Origin of the sequence: Micromonospora sp. NPDC049044, assembly GCF_040649215.1 — a bacterium.
Classification (GTDB): domain Bacteria; phylum Actinomycetota; class Actinomycetes; order Mycobacteriales; family Micromonosporaceae; genus Micromonospora.
Map to the genome: position 1 here is coordinate 176,800 of NZ_JBEZFA010000007.1, position 16,041 is coordinate 192,840.

19 protein-coding genes are annotated in these 16,041 nt (G+C 72.4%); 14 read left to right on the forward strand and 5 right to left on the reverse strand.

Annotated features, from left to right (window positions below; all coding sequences use genetic code 11):
- Positions 1–9 precede the first annotated feature (9 nt).
- From AB0B85_RS08125 to AB0B85_RS08135, 3 genes are read right to left on the reverse strand one after another with little or no spacing between them, the layout of a single operon-like run.
- On the reverse strand, positions 10–783 hold the full coding sequence (locus tag AB0B85_RS08125) for an ArsR family transcriptional regulator (protein ID WP_357404828.1): 774 nt from the start codon (positions 781–783) through the stop codon (positions 10–12).
- A gap of 14 nt (positions 784–797) precedes the next feature.
- The gene (locus tag AB0B85_RS08130) at positions 798–1,718 is read right to left on the reverse strand and encodes a helix-turn-helix domain-containing GNAT family N-acetyltransferase (protein WP_357404830.1); all 921 of its coding nucleotides are present in this window, start codon (positions 1,716–1,718) and stop codon (positions 798–800) included.
- Between the two features lie 10 nt (positions 1,719–1,728).
- Positions 1,729–2,892 carry a low temperature requirement protein A gene (locus tag AB0B85_RS08135; RefSeq protein WP_357404832.1) on the reverse strand — a complete coding sequence of 388 codons (1,164 nt, stop codon included), beginning with the start codon at positions 2,890–2,892 and terminating at the stop codon, positions 1,729–1,731.
- A 194-nt stretch (positions 2,893–3,086) separates the two neighbouring features.
- On the opposite strand from AB0B85_RS08135, the gene AB0B85_RS08140 reads away from it, so the two are divergent.
- Positions 3,087–3,551 (forward strand): hypothetical protein, encoded by a 465-nt coding sequence (locus tag AB0B85_RS08140; RefSeq protein ID WP_357404834.1) that lies wholly within the window; start codon positions 3,087–3,089, stop codon positions 3,549–3,551.
- Positions 3,552–3,712: 161 nt separating this feature from the next.
- The gene (locus AB0B85_RS08145) at positions 3,713–4,342 is read left to right on the forward strand and encodes a phosphatase PAP2 family protein (RefSeq protein WP_357404836.1); all 630 of its coding nucleotides are present in this window, start codon (positions 3,713–3,715) and stop codon (positions 4,340–4,342) included.
- A gap of 8 nt (positions 4,343–4,350) precedes the next feature.
- On the opposite strand, the gene AB0B85_RS08150 is transcribed toward AB0B85_RS08145, so the two are convergent.
- Positions 4,351–5,022, reverse strand: coding sequence for an A24 family peptidase (locus AB0B85_RS08150; protein ID WP_357404936.1), 672 nt, complete (start codon positions 5,020–5,022; stop codon positions 4,351–4,353).
- 802 nt (positions 5,023–5,824) lie between these two features.
- Between AB0B85_RS08150 and AB0B85_RS08155 the strand changes: the two genes are divergently transcribed.
- From AB0B85_RS08155 to AB0B85_RS08210, 12 genes are all read left to right on the forward strand, one after another.
- Positions 5,825–6,391 (forward strand): hypothetical protein, encoded by a 567-nt coding sequence (locus AB0B85_RS08155; RefSeq protein ID WP_357404838.1) that lies wholly within the window; start codon positions 5,825–5,827, stop codon positions 6,389–6,391.
- 104 nt (positions 6,392–6,495) lie between these two features.
- The gene (locus tag AB0B85_RS08160; protein WP_357404938.1) at positions 6,496–7,353 is read left to right on the forward strand and encodes a hypothetical protein; all 858 of its coding nucleotides are present in this window, start codon (positions 6,496–6,498) and stop codon (positions 7,351–7,353) included.
- Positions 7,350–8,012: an SAF domain-containing protein gene (locus AB0B85_RS08165; RefSeq protein ID WP_357404840.1), complete on the forward strand. Its 663-nt coding sequence runs from the start codon at positions 7,350–7,352 to the stop codon at positions 8,010–8,012. The genes AB0B85_RS08160 and AB0B85_RS08165 overlap by 4 nt, the downstream gene beginning before the upstream one ends.
- 2 nt (positions 8,013–8,014) lie before the next feature.
- Positions 8,015–8,815 carry a ParA family protein gene (locus AB0B85_RS08170; RefSeq protein ID WP_357404842.1) on the forward strand — a complete coding sequence of 267 codons (801 nt, stop codon included), beginning with the start codon at positions 8,015–8,017 and terminating at the stop codon, positions 8,813–8,815.
- Complete coding sequence (locus AB0B85_RS08175) at positions 8,805–10,343, forward strand: ATPase, T2SS/T4P/T4SS family (RefSeq protein WP_357404844.1); 1,539 nt, start codon at positions 8,805–8,807, stop codon at positions 10,341–10,343. Before AB0B85_RS08170 ends, AB0B85_RS08175 begins: the two co-directional genes overlap by 11 nt.
- 4 nt (positions 10,344–10,347) lie before the next feature.
- Positions 10,348–11,250, forward strand: coding sequence for a type II secretion system F family protein (locus tag AB0B85_RS08180; RefSeq protein WP_357404846.1), 903 nt, complete (start codon positions 10,348–10,350; stop codon positions 11,248–11,250).
- Positions 11,250–12,119 carry a type II secretion system F family protein gene (locus tag AB0B85_RS08185; RefSeq protein ID WP_357404940.1) on the forward strand — a complete coding sequence of 290 codons (870 nt, stop codon included), beginning with the start codon at positions 11,250–11,252 and terminating at the stop codon, positions 12,117–12,119. Before AB0B85_RS08180 ends, AB0B85_RS08185 begins: the two co-directional genes overlap by 1 nt.
- 25 nt (positions 12,120–12,144) lie before the next feature.
- Entirely contained in the window at positions 12,145–12,348 is a 204-nt protein-coding gene (locus AB0B85_RS08190; RefSeq protein WP_357404848.1) for a hypothetical protein, read from the forward strand.
- Positions 12,349–12,353: 5 nt separating this feature from the next.
- Positions 12,354–12,800, forward strand: a complete 447-nt coding sequence (locus tag AB0B85_RS08195) for a TadE family protein (RefSeq protein ID WP_357404850.1) — start codon at positions 12,354–12,356, stop codon at positions 12,798–12,800.
- Positions 12,797–13,264, forward strand: coding sequence for a TadE/TadG family type IV pilus assembly protein (locus AB0B85_RS08200; protein WP_357404852.1), 468 nt, complete (start codon positions 12,797–12,799; stop codon positions 13,262–13,264). The genes AB0B85_RS08195 and AB0B85_RS08200 overlap by 4 nt, the downstream gene beginning before the upstream one ends.
- Entirely contained in the window at positions 13,261–13,710 is a 450-nt protein-coding gene (locus AB0B85_RS08205) for a hypothetical protein (protein WP_357404854.1), read from the forward strand. Before AB0B85_RS08200 ends, AB0B85_RS08205 begins: the two co-directional genes overlap by 4 nt.
- 15 nt (positions 13,711–13,725) lie before the next feature.
- A complete protein-coding gene (locus AB0B85_RS08210; protein WP_357404856.1) occupies positions 13,726–14,937 on the forward strand; it encodes a LysM domain-containing protein in 1,212 nt (403 codons plus the stop codon).
- A gap of 79 nt (positions 14,938–15,016) precedes the next feature.
- On the opposite strand, the gene AB0B85_RS08215 is transcribed toward AB0B85_RS08210, so the two are convergent.
- Positions 15,017–15,871 (reverse strand): DUF2231 domain-containing protein, encoded by an 855-nt coding sequence (locus AB0B85_RS08215; RefSeq protein WP_357404858.1) that lies wholly within the window; start codon positions 15,869–15,871, stop codon positions 15,017–15,019.
- Positions 15,872–16,041: the final 170 nt, after the last annotated feature.

The following is a 16,041-nucleotide window of genomic DNA, read 5'->3' on the forward strand; positions in this document are numbered from 1 at the left end:
GAATCTCCTTCAGGGGCGGGCGGCGGCGAGGACAGGCAGCAGGTGCCTGATGCGGGTGTCGATGTCCGCCGCGATCTGCTGAAAGGCGGGGTAGCTGGCCTGGTCGGTGTCGCCGGCCGTGGCGGGGTCGAACAGGCTCCAGTGCACCCGCCGAGGATGGCCCGGAAAGTCCGGGCAGACCTCGCGGGCCTTGTCGCACAAGCTGATCACGTAATCGAACCGGCGGCCGGTCACCGTGTCCACGTGCCGGGTGCGCTGGCCGCCGACGTCGATGCCAAAGTCGTCGCGCAGCAGCCGTACGGCGTTGGGATGAAGCCGGGGCTTGGGCCGGCTGCCGGCGCTGACCACCTCGACCCGGCCGCCGGCACGGTGGCTCAGCAGGGCCTCGGCGATCGGTGAGCGCGCACCGTTGCCGGTGCAGACGAACAGCACGCCGACGGGGGCCGAGCGCCGGGGGCTGGTCGGTGACCTGGGGGGCGCATGGTCGCTGCGCAGCGCCGGGTGCAGGGCGGCTCCGGATTCGGCAAGCGCCGCCGCGCAGCGGTCCACCTCCAGGTGGTAATAGCTGTCGCGGCCGTCGAAGCTGCTGCGCGTGGCGGTGACCAGCCCGCCGTCCCGCAACAGCCGCAGATGGTAGGAGACGAGGTTCTGCGGCTCACCGCTCAGCGCCACCAACTCGCGGACCCGATAGTCGCTGTTGGCGAGCTCGGTCAACAGCCGCCATCGCAGTGGATGGGCCGCCAGGCGCACGAACGCCGGGACGGCGTGATTCGACGACACCACGACAGCAACATACATCAAATGGATTTGATGGAATAGGCATCCCGCCGGAGCTGCTTCTCGAACCAGTGGTGGGCGTAGTGCTCGGTGTTGTACGCCTCGATCTCCCGGTAACCCGACGCGCGGTACATGGCGATCGCCTCGGTGAGGTTGCGGTTGGTGTCCAGTCGCACGGCTGTCGCGCCCCGCTCGGCGGCGTACCGTTCCAGCTCGCCCAGCAGCCGCCGCCCGATGCCGAGCCCGCGCACGGTGTCGGCCACCCACACGCGTTTGAGCTCGGCGGGGCCGCCCGGGTGGAGTTTGACCCCGCCGCAGCCGATCGGCTCGGTGTTGAGGGTGGCGAGCAGGAGCACGCCGGCCGGCGGGACGAGAGCCTCGTCGGGGACCGGGTTGCTCAGTGCCGGGTCGAACCCGTCGTCGAACCGACAGGCGACCTCCCGGGCGTAGGCGCGCAGGCAGGCGCGGGCCCGCGGGTCGCTCGGCGGACAGGCCTCGATGACGACCATCGACCCGATGAGCAGCCGTTCGACCTCGGCCATGGCGGCGACCAGTCGTTCCCGACGGTGCTCGGTGAGGGGTTCGAGGATCGAGGTGGCGAGGTCGTCCGACCGTTTGTCGAGATCGGCCCACTGGATCCGGCCGGCGTCGGTGAGCGTGGCGGTGCGTACCCGGGCGTCGCCGCCGGCCTGGTCGCCCGGTCCCACGGTGACCAGGCCGTCGTTCTCCAGGGCGCGCAGCAGTCGACTGAGGTAGCCGGAGTCCAGGCCGAGCCGGGCCCGTAGCGCGGCGACCTCGGCACCGGCCGGGCCGATCTCCCAGAGCAGACGCGCCTGCCCGAGGGGTCGCCCCTGGGCCATGTACTCGTCGTCGAGCGCACCCACCCGTTGGGTGACCGTCCGGTTGAATCGCCGCACGGCGGCGATGAGCGTGGCGTCCATACGCCTGACTTTAGTCAGGATTTCTGATGTGGCGGTAGGAGCGGAGCCCTGCGTGGTCCAGGACGACCACCGCGAGCACCACCCCGGTGGCGACCGCGCTCACCGCCAGCAACGGCAACCGCAGCACCGCCGCCGCACCGACCAACACGATCAGAGCGGCGACCCGGGGCCAGGAGAGTCGCCGGTGGATCGCCACCGAGAAGAGGATCCGCCCGAGGAGGAAGAGCATCGGACCACCCAGGATGACGATCGCCGCGGTCCGGTCACTCGTCTTCGTGGGGTGGGCGATGCTCAGTTCGGCGCCGACGGCGGTGACCACCAGCCCGGCGATCATCACGAGGTGCAGGTAGCCGGTGATGACGCCGAGCCGGGACGGGTCAGCACGCTCGATGACCGGGCCCAGGCGCTGACCGGCGGGCGTCACGTAGAGCAGACCGATGAGTACGGCGGCGGCGAAGACCAGCAGCAAGGCGGCGGTCTGCGAGAGCTCGAGGCGGGTGCCGGCGTACGAGAGGCCGGCGACCAGGACGAGTTCACCCAGCCCGATGATCATGATTTGCTGGTACCGCTCGGCGAAGTGTTCGCCAGCGAGGTGCAACTCCTGCCGGGTCGTCCGGCCGAGCCGAGGAGTGGGCCAGCCGAGTCGTGGGCCGGTGAAGTCGAGCGCGAGCGCGAACAGCCAGAGCGGCACCCGCCACTGCGGCAGGAACCCGCCGAGCAGCCACGGTACGGCGGAGACGCTGAACCAGCAGAGGATGCGCAGCGCCCTCTTCTGTCGGGGGTGACCGCGCAACGCGAACGCGGTCACCACGCCCCGGGCCACATGCACCAGGACGTACGCGCCAGCGAAGAGCAGACCCCGCCCGTCCAACGCCTGCGGAATCGCCACCCCGGCCAGCAGGCTGCCCAGCGCGGCACCGACAAGCAGCCATCGGACCCACGGGCTCTCCGGGTCGTACCAGTCGGCGAACCAGGTGGTGGTGACCCAGATCCACCACACCCCGGCCAGCAGCAGGGCGGTCCGCAACGCGCCGACCACCGTGAGGTCGTGCAGCAGATGCTCCGCGAGCTGACTGAGGGCCAGTACGAACGCCAGGTCGAAGAAGAGCTCCAGGAACGAGGCGCTCAGCGGTGAGGTCTCCCTCCGCAGCAGCCGTTCCGGCCTGCTCGCCATCGGTGCTCCTCCCGGTGGCTCGCGCGGCCCGCCTCCGTCGTACCACCCGGGGCCGGCCACCGGAGGTGGAAACCGGGTCAACGACGGAGGCCGCCGCGACGACGACCCGGCGGCCCCCCGTGTCGTTGATCCGGCAGCGCCCAAGGTCGTCGCTGACCACGGTGGGGGCACCGACTCAACGAGGGGGGACGACGATGACCGCTCAGCGGGAGACCGTGCAGGTCGATCACGACCTGTTCCGCGCCGTGTACGACTCGCCAGCGGCACTGCCCGGCCGACACCGCTGGACCACCCCGGAGTCGGACGTCCGGCGGCTGGAGAAGCTGCTCGGGATGCCGGCGCGCAGCATCGGCGCACCGCTCTGGGTGAGCGGTGACGAACCCGACTGCCCGAAGTGCGGCCGCCGCGTCACCTGGTACGACATCGTCTCGTCGGCACTCTCCGGCCTGCACGACAAGGACATGATCGCCACGGTCATCCTCGGTGAGCGCAAGTACGTGAACACCGAGATCCCCGCTGCCATCGCCGGTGTCCGCTGCGCCGACTGCCACACCGCGATCGATGGCCTGCGCAGCTTCAAGTGCCACAACTGGGCGTACGCCTTCGAGGCGCTGGAGGCCGTCCGCGAGCGGATGGCCGGCCGTCCGGGGCCGACCTGACCGAGCCGCGCCGCCGCGGTCCCCGTCCGGCAGAGCCGGCTGCACGAGTCCTTGACGAAGGTCATGACGCCCGACCCACCTTCGACAGCTACGTTGCCCGCTGCCCTGTTCCTAGGGTGTCCCCGGGATGAACGGAGTATGAACGAGAGGTGAGGTGATGCATGGCCGCCAACGGCAGCATGGACGTTCCGGAGATCAGTGCTGAGTGGTACCGCGATGTCGTCGACGCCGCCGCCAGCAGCCCCGAGCCGGTGCAGTGGTTCATCGGGCACGCCACCGAGGGGGTGATCCTGCTGCTCGGCGCGCTGCTGGTGCTGGCCGCGCTGACCCGACGGTCCGGCGGCCCGCACGACCGGGCGCTCGCCCTGGTCGCGCCGCTGCCAGCCCTGCTGGCGTACGCCGGCAGCGAGTGGCTCAAGACCGTGGTGGACGAGGATCGCCCCTGCCGCACGGTCGGCCGGGCGATCATCGCGGGCACCTGTCCGCCGCCGGGTGACTTTTCGTTTCCCAGCAACCACGCCACCATCGCCGGCGCGCTGGCGGTGACCACGCTCCTGCTCTCCCGCCGACTTGGTCTGGTCGCGCTGCCGCTTGCCGCGCTTGCCGCCTTCTCCCGGGTCTTCGTGGGCGTGCACTACCCGCACGACGTGATCGCGGGCGTGCTGTTGGGTGCGCTTGTCGCCGTGGTGGCGATGCCGCTGCTGGCCCGTCCGGCCGCCGAGGCGCTCCGCCGTCGAACCGAGCGCGCCGACCGCCAACTCCCGAAACTGGCGAGCCGTACCCGCCACTGAGCCGACGGTCAGCCGGCCAGCAGCAGCGCGCCCACCGTGCCGAGCAGCAGGAACGGGCCGAACGGCAGGTGCGTGCTCCACCGGACCCGGCGGGCGGCCAGCAGGCCCACGCTCACCAGCGCGGACAGCCCGAAGGCGAGCAGCAGCCCGAGGAGCAGTACCGGCCAGCCGTACCAGCCGAGCAGCGCGCCCACACCGAGCGCCAACTTGGCGTCACCCAGCCCGAAGCCGCGGCGGCCCAGCAGCACCGTTGTGGTGGCGAAGAACAGTGCCAGCCCGGTGCCGCCGATGGCGGCCGTCCACAGGTGCGCCGGCTCGCCGGTGCCGGCGGCCACGCCGAGCAGGAGCCACGTCCCGGCCGCCGCCGGCAGGGTGAGCCGATCCGGCAACCGGTGCACGGTCAGGTCGACGAAGACCGCCGGGATCGTCCAGCCGAGCCACCAGGCCAGCGCCGGCAGCCCGCCGCCCGCCGGGCCGACCAGGGCCAGCAACAGCGCAGCGGTGAGCCCGGCCAGCTCGACAGTGCCCGGCGGTGGGCCGATCCGGCTGCGGCAGTGCCCGCACCGGGCCGTCGGACCCAGCGCGGGCCAGGGCCGGGTCAGGCTCACCGGGGCGTCGCAGGCGTCGCAGCCGGTCCGGTCCGGTCGACCCGGAGGTACGGCGTAGCGCAGCGCGGCCATTCGCAGCAGCGGACTGACCGCGAGGACAGCGAGCACTGTCGAGAGCCGGACACCTGCCACACCCGTGGCGAGCGGCGCCTGCGGCGCAGGCCGCCCCGGCGGTGGCAGCGGACCTGCGGTTTCGGTCACGGCACCGGACGGCGGGGGCGGCGGGCTCCGGTCGGGTGGGTTTTCCCGGCCGGGGACGGCTGCCGGTGGGCCGGTCAGCGCCATGTCAGCACCCTTGCGTCCCGGCGTGCCCCCGGACTGCGAACACGGATCGTGACCGAATGGTCGCTGTGGTGTAGCGGATGGCGCGGAAAGCGACCTGCGCGCCGGACCGCCGGAGGGTGCCCGCCAACGGACCAGGGCCGGGCGCCCCGTCGGGCGGGGCAGGTCGTCCACCTGCCGACGACCCGGCCGGGATGCCGGGATGGGGGCGCGATGTCCCACTCCCGGGACCGGCGACGACACCCGGTCGGGCCGAGCCGGGCAGACGCCGCCCGACCACCGGCGATCGCCCACTCCGACATCGCGCGGGACGCAACGCGGACACCGGCCACCACCACCTCTCATCACCCAGCGTATTTGCTTGAATTGCCTCTGTTGTATCGGCGAACGTCAGCCTATGCTCGCCCCTTGGGTGTGACGCAAGCCTCACCTGCACCATCCAGCGACACGGGACCCTGCATTTGTAGAAGATCCGTAACGGTGAATGCGCAAGCGCAATGATCGGCTCCGGATGTGGTGATCCGGACGCGCTTCCGCATGCCCGACGGCGGTGCTCCAGCACCTCGCCGGGCGACCACGAGGAGGCTCGACGGTGCGCGGACGGCAGCTCAGACGAGCGGCGATCTGCCTGCTCGCGGTCGTGGCGGCCGGGCCGGTCGCGGCCTGCGCCAACGGGCAGGAGGTCGTCGACACGCCGCCGGCAGCCCAGGACGACAGCCGACGGACGACCTCTGATCTCGACCGGCGCGCTGCCGAAAAGGCGGCACTCGACGCGTACTCCGGTTATCTCGCGGCCTCGCGTGCGGCAAGTGGACGCAGTGATCCGAAAGCGCCGGAACTGTCCCGGTTCCTCGCTGATCCACTGCTGACCCGGGTGCAATTGTCCATTCGCGACGCTAAGGAGCACGGTGCTGTGCGTACCGGGACGTTGAAGTCCGACCCGACCGTGACCGCCGTCAGCCTGGACGCGAACCCGGCCACCGTCGAGATCCAGGACTGCCTGGACCTGACCGGCTACCTGTTGGTCTACGCCAAGAACAAGCGCGTGGTCCCGGGCAGTGGGGGCGGCCGGCACCTCTCCACCGCCACGGCGACCCGATATCCGGACGGCCGCTGGCTGATCAACTCCGGCGCGTTGCACCGGGAACAGCCGTGCTGACCTGGGCCGGAGAGGGCGCTCCGACTCGTACCCCCCGTGCCTCGTCAGGTCGGCGCGCACTCGCCGGGATCGGGGTCGCGCTCCTGCTGGTGGTCGGCACCACGCTGCCGGCCGCCGCCGCCGCCGCTGGCCGGGCCGGCCCGGGGGCGAGCTGCCCGCCCGACCAGCCCGACTGCAGCGTCTGGGACGACGAACCCGGCAACCCGGGCGGCCCCGGCGGCGGCGGAGACAACGGCGGCGGTGACGATGACGGCGGCGGCAGTGGCGGCGGCTGCCGCTGGGAGGGCCGGACCGTCCCCTGCTACGACGACCTCAAGGGCTGGTTCAACAGCAGCGACGGCTGCTACTACGAGCTGGCCGAGCCCCAGGACGAGGCGCCCGAGGGCAAGCAGTGGTACGTGCAGACCTGCAACGGCGGCGACGACGTCGGCAACATCACCGTGGTGCTGCGGGAGCCGCCGCCCGGGTTCGGCGCGCCGCCCGACCCGGAGGAGTTGGCCCGCCGCGCCCTGGCCACGATCACGCTGAAGCCGGCACCGCTGGCGGTCGCACCCCGCAAGGCCAACGGCCCCGGCCTGGTCGGCCTGCCCGTGTGGATGTGGTCCGAGCAGGCCCCCGAGTACTTCGGCCCGATCCCCGCCCGCGCGTCCGAGCGGGGGCTGACCGTCTCCATCACCGCGGAGGTCGACCAGATCGTCTGGGACATGGGCAACGGTGATCACGTGCCCTGCCCCGACGCCGGCACCGCGTACGTCGCGACGAACAAGGACCTGGCCGGCCGCACCTCCCCGGACTGCGGCTACGACAAGGGCTACCAGAAGGCCGGCACCTACGACATCACCGCCACCACGCACTGGAAGGTGACCTGGAACGGCGGTGGCGAGAGCGGAGTGATCCTGGTGACTCGGGACAGCGGCATCGTGCGGATCCGGATCAACGAACTCCAGGTGGTGACCCGATGAGCCTCGCGACGCACAACGGAACCGGGTCGGTGGACGCACCGGTCAGCCCGCCCAGGGTGGTGCGGCAACGGCGGGTCCGCCCCGGGTTGCTCGGTCTCGCCATCCTCCTGATCGCCCTCGGTGGGCTGGGCGCGGCGTTCGCTGTCACCTCCGTCCGGGCCACCGGCAGCTATCTCGCGGTCGCCCGGCCGGTGGAGGTGGGCCGGGAGGTCACCGCCGCCGACCTGATCACCGTGCAGGTCGCCGGCGGTCAGGGGCTGCGCCCGGTGCCCGCCGGCCGGCTCGACGAGGTGGTCGGCAAGCGGGCCGCGGTCACGCTGGTCCCGGGCACCCTGCTCACCCTGGGGCAGGTCACCGACAATCCGCTGCTCGGCCCCGACCAGCAGCAGATCGCGCTCGGCCTGAAGACCGCCCAGGTGCCGGCTCGTCAACTGCACCCCGGAGACAAGGTCCTGCTGGTGAGCACCCCGGACCGGAGCAACACCGGGGACCCGGCAGTCGTCGCCGGCACCAGGTTCTCCGCGACGGTGATCGACATGGTCAGCCCGGGCAACGACGACAAGGTGCTGTACCTGGCGCTGCCCACCCGGGACGTGCCCGCGGTGGTGGCCCTCACCGCGCAGGCGCGCATCGCCGTCGTACTTACCGAAGCGGCCTGAGCATGGCGATCATCGCGCTGGTCTCCGCCAAGGGTTCGCCCGGCGTCACGACCTCCGCGCTGGCCTGCACACTCGCCTGGCACCGACGGCTGGTCCTCGCCGAGTGCGACCCGGCCGGCGGCTCGATCCTCGCCGGCTACCTCGGCGGCCAGTTGGACGGCCCCCGCGGCATCGGCGAACTGGCCGTCGGAGAGCTACGCGACGGCAACCTGGAGACCGCGTTCTGGACACAACTCGTCGACCTGGACGCACCCCGTCGGGAACGACTGCTGCTGCCCGGAATCGTCGACCCGGCCCAGGGTGGCAGCGTCACCCCACTCTGGCAGCGGTTCGCCGACTACTTCAACGCCCTCGACCGGGGCACCCCCGGCTACGACGTCCTTGTCGACTGCGGCCGGTTGCACGTCCCCGGGCCACCGTGGCCGTTGCTGCGGGCAGCCTCGGTGGTGCTGCTGGTGACCCGGGCACAACTGCCGGACCTCTCCGGCACCCGCGCGGCGGTCAAGACGATCGAACGGGACTTCGCCGAGCACCGGGTGCCGCCCGGCACCCTGCGGCTGCTGCTGGTCGGCGGCGGGCACGGGCGAGCCGAGATCAGCCGCGCCCTGAAGCTGCCGGTCATCGCACGGCTGCCCCACGATCCGCGTACCGCCGGGGTGCTCGCCCTGGGCGGGACCGTGCGGACCGGACGGCCGCTGATGCGCGCGGCCGCCGCGTTGGAGGTGCCGATCGGCGCGCTCCTGGAGCGGCGACAGGCCCGGCTGGCCTGGCCCGTGCAGCAGGGGGTTCCGGATGCGGTTTGAGCCGGTCTCGACGGATCCTCGTCAACAGCCGCCGGGCGTGACCTCCACCGAGCCGCCGCTGGCCGGGCCGAACGGCCGGCACCAGCCCGTGCCGATGCCGCAGCAGAGGCCCGCCGCCATCCCGCCGCCGGCATCGGCACCCCGGCCCCGGATGGATTTCCAGGTGGTCCGGGAGCTGCGCCGGGAACTCACCGAACGGCTCACCCTGTGGCAGCGCGGCCGGGAGTTCACAGTCGACGAGGAGGACACCGAGCGGGCCCGGCTGGCCGTCACGGTGGTCGCCGAGTACGCGGACTTCGTCCGCCGGGCCGGCACCCCGATGGCCGCCGGCGAGGAGCGGCTGCTGCTCGACCAGGTGACCGCCGAGCTGGTGGGGCTCGGCCGGCTACAGACGCTGCTTGTCGACGACACAATCGAGGAGGTGCACATCCTCGGCTGCGACCAGGTGCGCATCACCCGGCACGGCGGCGGGGTGGACTGGGCCGAACCGATCGCCGACAGTGACACCGAGTTGGTGGAGATCCTCCAGGCGGCGGCCCGCCGGGCCGGCGCGACCGAACGCTCCCTGTCCACAGTGAAGCCGACGCTCGACCTGCAACTGCCCGACGGCAGTCGGCTGGCGGCGGTGTTCCTGGTCAGCCACCGCCCGTACGCGGTGATCCGCAAGCACAACACCCTGGACGTGAGCCTCGACGACATCGCGGGCACCCGGGATGACCTCGACGAGATGATCGACCCGCTGCTGCGCGACTTCCTGCGCGCGGCGATGCGCGCCGGGTTGAACATCATGGTCGCCGGGTTGGCCGGTGCCGGTAAGACCACGATCATCCGGGCGTTGATGAACGAGATCCCGCCCGACGAGCCGTACGTGCTGCTGGAGGAGAGCCGCGAACTGCTGCCGGCCCGCCGCCGGGAGCGGCACCGGGCGGTGATGAGCTTCGAGGCCCGGGAGGGGCACGGCGAGCGCGGCTTCGACGGCCGGCCGGCCGGTGAGGTGACGATCGCCGACCTGATTCCCCTGTCGCTGCGGATGGGCGTGTTGCGGATCATCGTGGGCGAGGTGCGGTCCCGGGAGATCGTGCCGATGCTCCAGGCGATGACCACCAGCCGGGGCTCGATGTGCACCATCCACGCCCGCACCGCCGCCGGGGTCGGCGAACGGATCGTCGAGCTGGCGTTGGCGCACGGCCGCGAGATGACAGTCGACCAGGCCCGCCGGATGGCCGGCAACGCCCTCGACCTGATCGTCTACGTCACGGTCGAGGACGAGACAGCGATCGGCGGGCGCAAACACCGGTTCGTCTCCCATGTGGAGGAGGTGATCGGGGCTGGCGAGGCCGGTCGGATCACCACCACCACCGTCTTCGGGCCCGGTCCGGACGGTCGGGCGGTCCCCCGGCACCTGCCGGAGCGGGTCCGCGACCAGTTGCTGCGGGTGGGGTACGACGCGCGGTTGCTGACCCGGTGGGTGGAGGCTGGCGCCGGTGCCTGGCGCCGGCCCCGACAGACCCGACTCGGCCGGCGGTGACCCGATGCTGAGCAGCCTGGAGTTGATCGCGGTGGTCTCCGGGGCCGCCTGCGTGGCCGGCCTGCTGTTGGCAGTGGTCGCGCTTGTCGGCACCCGCCGGCCCCCCGGGCCTCGTCCGGGCGGCCGGCCGGGCCTGGGCCGGCTGTGGCGCGGGCCGGGTGCCACACCTGCCGAGCAACGGGCCTACCAGGCGCTGCTTGTCGCCGCGCTGGTCGCCGGCGCGCTGGCGTTCCTGCTTACCGGGTTGCCGGTGGTGGGCCTGCTGGTGGCGGTGGCGGTGCCCGGCACCCCGTGGCTGTTCGGGGTGGGCCGGGCCGAGCAGCGGGCGATCGCCCGGATCGAGGCGGTGGGCGAGTGGACCCGCCGGCTCAAGGACGTCTCCGGCACCGGGCAGGGCCTCCAACAGTCGATCATCGGCACGATCGGCACTGTGCCACCGGGCATCGAGGAGGAGGTACGCCTGCTCGCCGCCCGCCTCCAGGCCGGCTGGACGGCCCGCTCCGCGCTGCTGGCGTTCGCCGACGAGATCGCCGACCCGGTCTGCGACCAGGTGGTCGCCGCGCTGATCCTGCACCTCTCGGACCGGGGCGAACGGCTGGGTGACGTGCTCGGTTCGATCGCCGGCGCGGCATCCGCGGAGGTGGCCACCCGGCGGGAGATCGAGGCCAAGCGGACGCAACCCCGGTTCGCGGTCCGCTTCCTCACCGGGATGACCCTTGCCGCCCTGGCGTACGGCCTGCTCAACACCGAGTACATCAGGCCGTACGGCACGCCTGTGGGTCAGGTGGTGATGGCCGCCCTCGGCGCGGCCTTCGTCGGCCTGCTGGCCTGGGTGCGGTCGATGAGCCAGCCGCAGCGACCGGCCCGGTTCCTGCCGGCGGCCGACCCGAGCGAGGTGATCGCATGATGCTGAACTGGCAGCTCGCCCTGGCGGTCTGTGGTGGTGCCGGCGTCGGGTTCGGCGTTTTCCTGGTGGTCCGGGAACTGGTGCCGGCGACCCCGGCGCTCGGTCCGGCGCTGCGCCGGCTGCACCAGCCGCCGGGCACCGGCCGGGTCGCCACTCCCGCCTCCCGACGATTGGACTCGCTCACCGGGCTGTCCCGCTGGTTGCGGCCACCGCACCGGCAGCTCGCCCTGATCGGCCAGACCCCCGAGCAGTACGCGCTGTCGATGCTGCTCTCCACACTGATCGGGCTGGCCACGCCGACAGTGCTCGGGGTGGCGCTGCTTGTGCTCGGCGTCTCGATTCCCCTCGTCGTACCGGTGCTCGGCAGCCTCGGCCTGGCGCTGCTGGGCGCCCTGCTGGCACACCGGGCCGTACTCACCAAGGCCGAGGCCGCCCGGGACGAGTTCCGCGCTGCCGTCTGCACCTACCTCGACCTGGTGGCGTTGCAGCTCAGCGCCGCGCACGGACCGGTGCAGTCGCTTGAACGCGCGGCTGCGGTCTGCGACGGCTGGGTGTTCGACCGGCTCCAGGAGTCGCTGCGGATCGCCCAGATGCAGATGCACGCGCCCTGGGACGAGCTGCGCGACCTCGCCGACAAGATCGGCATTCCGGAGCTGGGGGACGTCGGCGCGATCATGCGCTCCTCCGGCAGCGAGGGTGCGCAGGTGCACGAGACGCTGCGCAGCCGGGCCGACTCGCTGCGCGACCAGATCCGCACCGACAACCTCGCCCGCGCCGAGGGGGTCACCAGCCGACTCGACATCCCCGGCTCGCTGCTCGTCTTCGTGCTGCTCGGCTTCGTCCTCTACCCGTTCGTCGCCCGGCTCTGACCCCCGTCCACCCGAAGGAGACGCCATGCCCATCCTCAGCTACCTGCACGTCGTGTTGACGACGCGCCTGGCAGAGCTGCGCCGCGACGGCGAACGCGGCGACAGCCCGGTGCCCACAGCGGTGATCATCGCCGGCCTGGTCGCCGTTGCCATGGCCGTCACCGCGCTGGCCCTGACCAAGGCTCAGGACTGGATGGACAACATCCCGGGCTACGAGGTGCCGGAGTAGCCGCGATGTGCCGAGCCGCGTTCTCGAGGTGGTGCCGGGCGGTCAGCGCCGCCCGGCGCCGCCTCGCGGCCGGCGACCGGGAGCGGGGTGCCAACCCGGTGGAGCTGGCCGTGATGATGCCGCTGATCCTGGTGCTGCTCTTCGCCTCGATCCAGATCGCGGCCGTCTTCCTCGCCCGCTCGACCGCGTTGAACGCCGCGCAGAGCGGGGTCAACGCCCAGCGGTCCTACCAGGCGGCGAATGGCGCCGGCGTGGACAGCGCCACCCGGTTCCTCCAGGCCGCCGGCGGCTGGCTGGTGGGCTGGGACACGCCCGGCCCGACCTGCGTGATCATCGACGACGCCGAGGTCACCTGCACGGTGAGCGGACGGTCCCTGTCGGTGGTGCCGGGCGTGGACTTCGCGGTGCAGCAGACCGCCCACGGGACGGTGGAGAGGGTGACCGAACCATGAGCCGCACCGGCGAAAGGGGCTCGGTCTCCATCGAGGTGGCGGTGCTCGCCCCGGCGTTCATCGCGCTCATGGTGCTGGCCGGCGTCGTCGGGCGGACCGCGGTGGCGGCGGAGGCGATCGAGGCCGCGGCGCACGACGCCGCCCGCGCCGCGTCGATCTCCCGGGACTCCGTCACGGCCCGGGAAGCCGCGCGGGAGGCCATCCAGGATCAGCTGGACTGGCACGGGTTGGCCTGCGCCAACGACCTGGACCCGGAGTTGACCGCCACCGTGGGCGGCGCCCCTACCGACTTCGATGACGCCTTCAGCAGCACCATCGGTACGGACGCGACTGTCACAGTGACGCTCGTCTGCCTGGTGTCGTTCCAGGACATCACGCTCGACATCCTGCCCGGGATGCCGGACCAGCGGCAGATCAGCGCGACCTTCACCTCGCCACTCGACCGTTACCGGGGTCGACAATGACCGCCGCGTCGGCCCGGCGCACCCACTCGGGCGAACACGGCCGGGTGAGCATCTTCCTGGCGGTGACGATGATCGGCGTACTGGCCATCGTGGGTCTCTCCTACGACGGCGCCGGCCAGCTACGCACCCTGCAACGCGCCGAGAACCTGGCCGCCGAGGCTGCCCGGGCCGGCGGTCAGGCCATCGACCGGGCAGCCGCGATCGACGGCCGACCGACCCGGATCGACGAGGGCGAGGCGCGCGTGGCCGTCGCCAACTACCTGGCCGCCGCCGCGGGCACCAGCGGCCACACGGTGAGCTTCCCCGAGATCGCCGGGGAGACCCAGATCCGGGTCACCGTCACGATCACCTACAACCGCACGATGCTCGGACTCTTCGTCCAGGAAAAGACGGTCACCGTCACCGGCGATGCGACCGCGCGGGCCATCACCGCAGCAGCACCGTAGGAAGGGAAGGCAGCCATGCCCGTATCGGCTGGGTCCGTCGTACGGCGGACCGGACGCGTCCTCACCGGCCTCGGCGCGCTGGTCGTGCTGTGCGCGCTGTTGTTGGGGGCACCGATCGCGTTGCTGGCGTTCGCTGGCAATCCCCTGCCTGATCACCTGCCCACCCTCGCCGAGATCGGCACCGCGCTGACCAGCCGGGACGACGGCCAGCTCTTCCTGCGGGCCCTGGCGGTGGCCGGCTGGTTCGGCTGGGCCACGTTCGCCTTCTCCGTCCTCGTCGAGTTGGGGGCGCAGAGCCTGCGCCGCCCGGCGCCGAAGCTGCCCGGGATGGGTCGCCAGCAGAAGGCCGCCGCCGCGCTGGTCGGCTCGGTCGCGCTGATCCTCGCCGCCAGCCCGGCCGCCGCCAGCGCCGCGGCGGTCTACGGCCCCTCGGCGTACGCGAGCCCGAACGCACCGGCCACCGCCACCCTGGCCACGCCGCCCCGGGTGGGCGCGACGCCCGACACGGCAGCCCCGATGGCGCGGACCGGGCCCATCGGCCGGGTCGAGACAGGGCTCGCCGCACCCGGTGGATCGACAGCCCACGACGGTGCCGTGCCGGTGTACCGGGTGGCGCGGGGCGACTACCTCGGCGAGGTGGCCGAGCGTTACCTGGACCAGTTCGACGACTACCGACAGCTCGCCAAACTGAACAAGCTCGACGACCCGGACCGCATCCGCCCCGGTCAGCTGCTCCGCCTGCCCGCGGAGGCCGCCGACCAGGGCACCCGGCAGCACGCCACCGGACGGCTCGTCGGCCGGCCCGCGGCACCGAAGCCGCCAGCGCCCCGACCGGCACCCGAACAGAGCGCACCGGAGCGGCCAGCCCCACCACCACCGAGCGGTACGGGTTCGACGGGTCAGCCGCCGACGATGACCGTCGGCGCCTCCCGAGCCAGCGTCGAGGACCGGGTGAACCGACCGCTCGCCGTCTCGGCCGTGCTGGCCGTGGCGAGCATTGTCGGCGCTCAGATCGGCGCGGTCCTGGGGCTGCGCCGCCGCCCGGCCACCGCCGGAGCGGCTCCCCGGTTGGCGGCGCCCGCCGGTGCACCGGCTTCGGGTGGGGGCGACGGTTGGGCTGACGAGGGTTGGGTGGACGACGGCGCCGGAGGCGGCCTGCTCGACGGCGGGCACGGCCTGGACTCCGTAGGGGACGGACCGTCGGTCGGCCGACACCGACGTAGCTGAGGCGTGCCGCCCGGGCCGTCGCCCGGCGGCAAGCTGGCACCCGGTGCGGGTCCACCTCCGGGCGGAAGCCCGGCGGGGATCAGGGCAGGCGGGTCTGGAGTACGCCGTTCTGGATCCGGGTGGGCAGGATCTGCTGGTCGTTGCCGGAGGGCCCCTGCACGACCTCGCCGCCGTTGAGCCGGAACGCGCTGCCGTGCCACGGGCAGACCACGCAGGCGTGGCCGTCGATCTCCTGCACCTCGCCCTCGCCGAGCGGCCCGCTCTGGTGCGGGCAACGCTCCAACATCACTGTCACCTCGTCACCGTGCCGGTAGAGGATCACCGAGATGTCGTCGTCCACCTCTTTGGTGATCAGGGTGCGCTGCGGCAGCGTCGCCATGTCGGCGAGCGAGTGCCAGCCGTCGGTCATCCGGTGCAGCTCGGAGACGCTCTGGTTGACCTGCGCCCCCTGCTTGTACGCGAGGTGACCCCCGATGTACGCCCCGAGGCTCACCGTCGAGAGCCCGAGAAAGCCGAGTGCGCGGCCGACACCGTGCCGACCGGACAGCCGGGCGGCCAGCGAGCCGGCGTACAGCGTCAGGCCGACGGTGTTGGCGGCGGCGTGCACGAGGCCGACCCGGCGCTGATCCCGGGCGAGTGCCGCCCAGTCGTTCAACCCGGCTACCGCTGCCGGCACCGCGCTGACGGTGCCCAGGCCGACAAGCACGGTGGCGGGTCGACGTTGTCCGGACATGAGGTCCAGCACTGCGGCGCTGATCCACGCGCCGACCGGCACCTGCACCATCGCCGGGTGCAGTGGATGCCCGAGGGTCACCCCGTGCAGCAGGTCCCGCAGCCGCCGCGGACGCAGCGTGCCGAGGACAACGCGCTGCAACCGGTCACCGGTCCGGTCCAGCTGGGACGCCTGCTCAACTTTCGTCAAAAGTGCTCGCACGAGTACCGACTTCCCGGCGGAGGGCGCCGCAAACCGGTCTCCGGCGACAAATTCGTCACCGAGCGCGATCTCGTGGTTGCCGCCTGCACCGAACCGCCCAGACCGGGCCGGACCGCCACAGACGACCCAAGATCGACCGGGATTGTGGGTGGGAGGTGCGGCGGGCATGC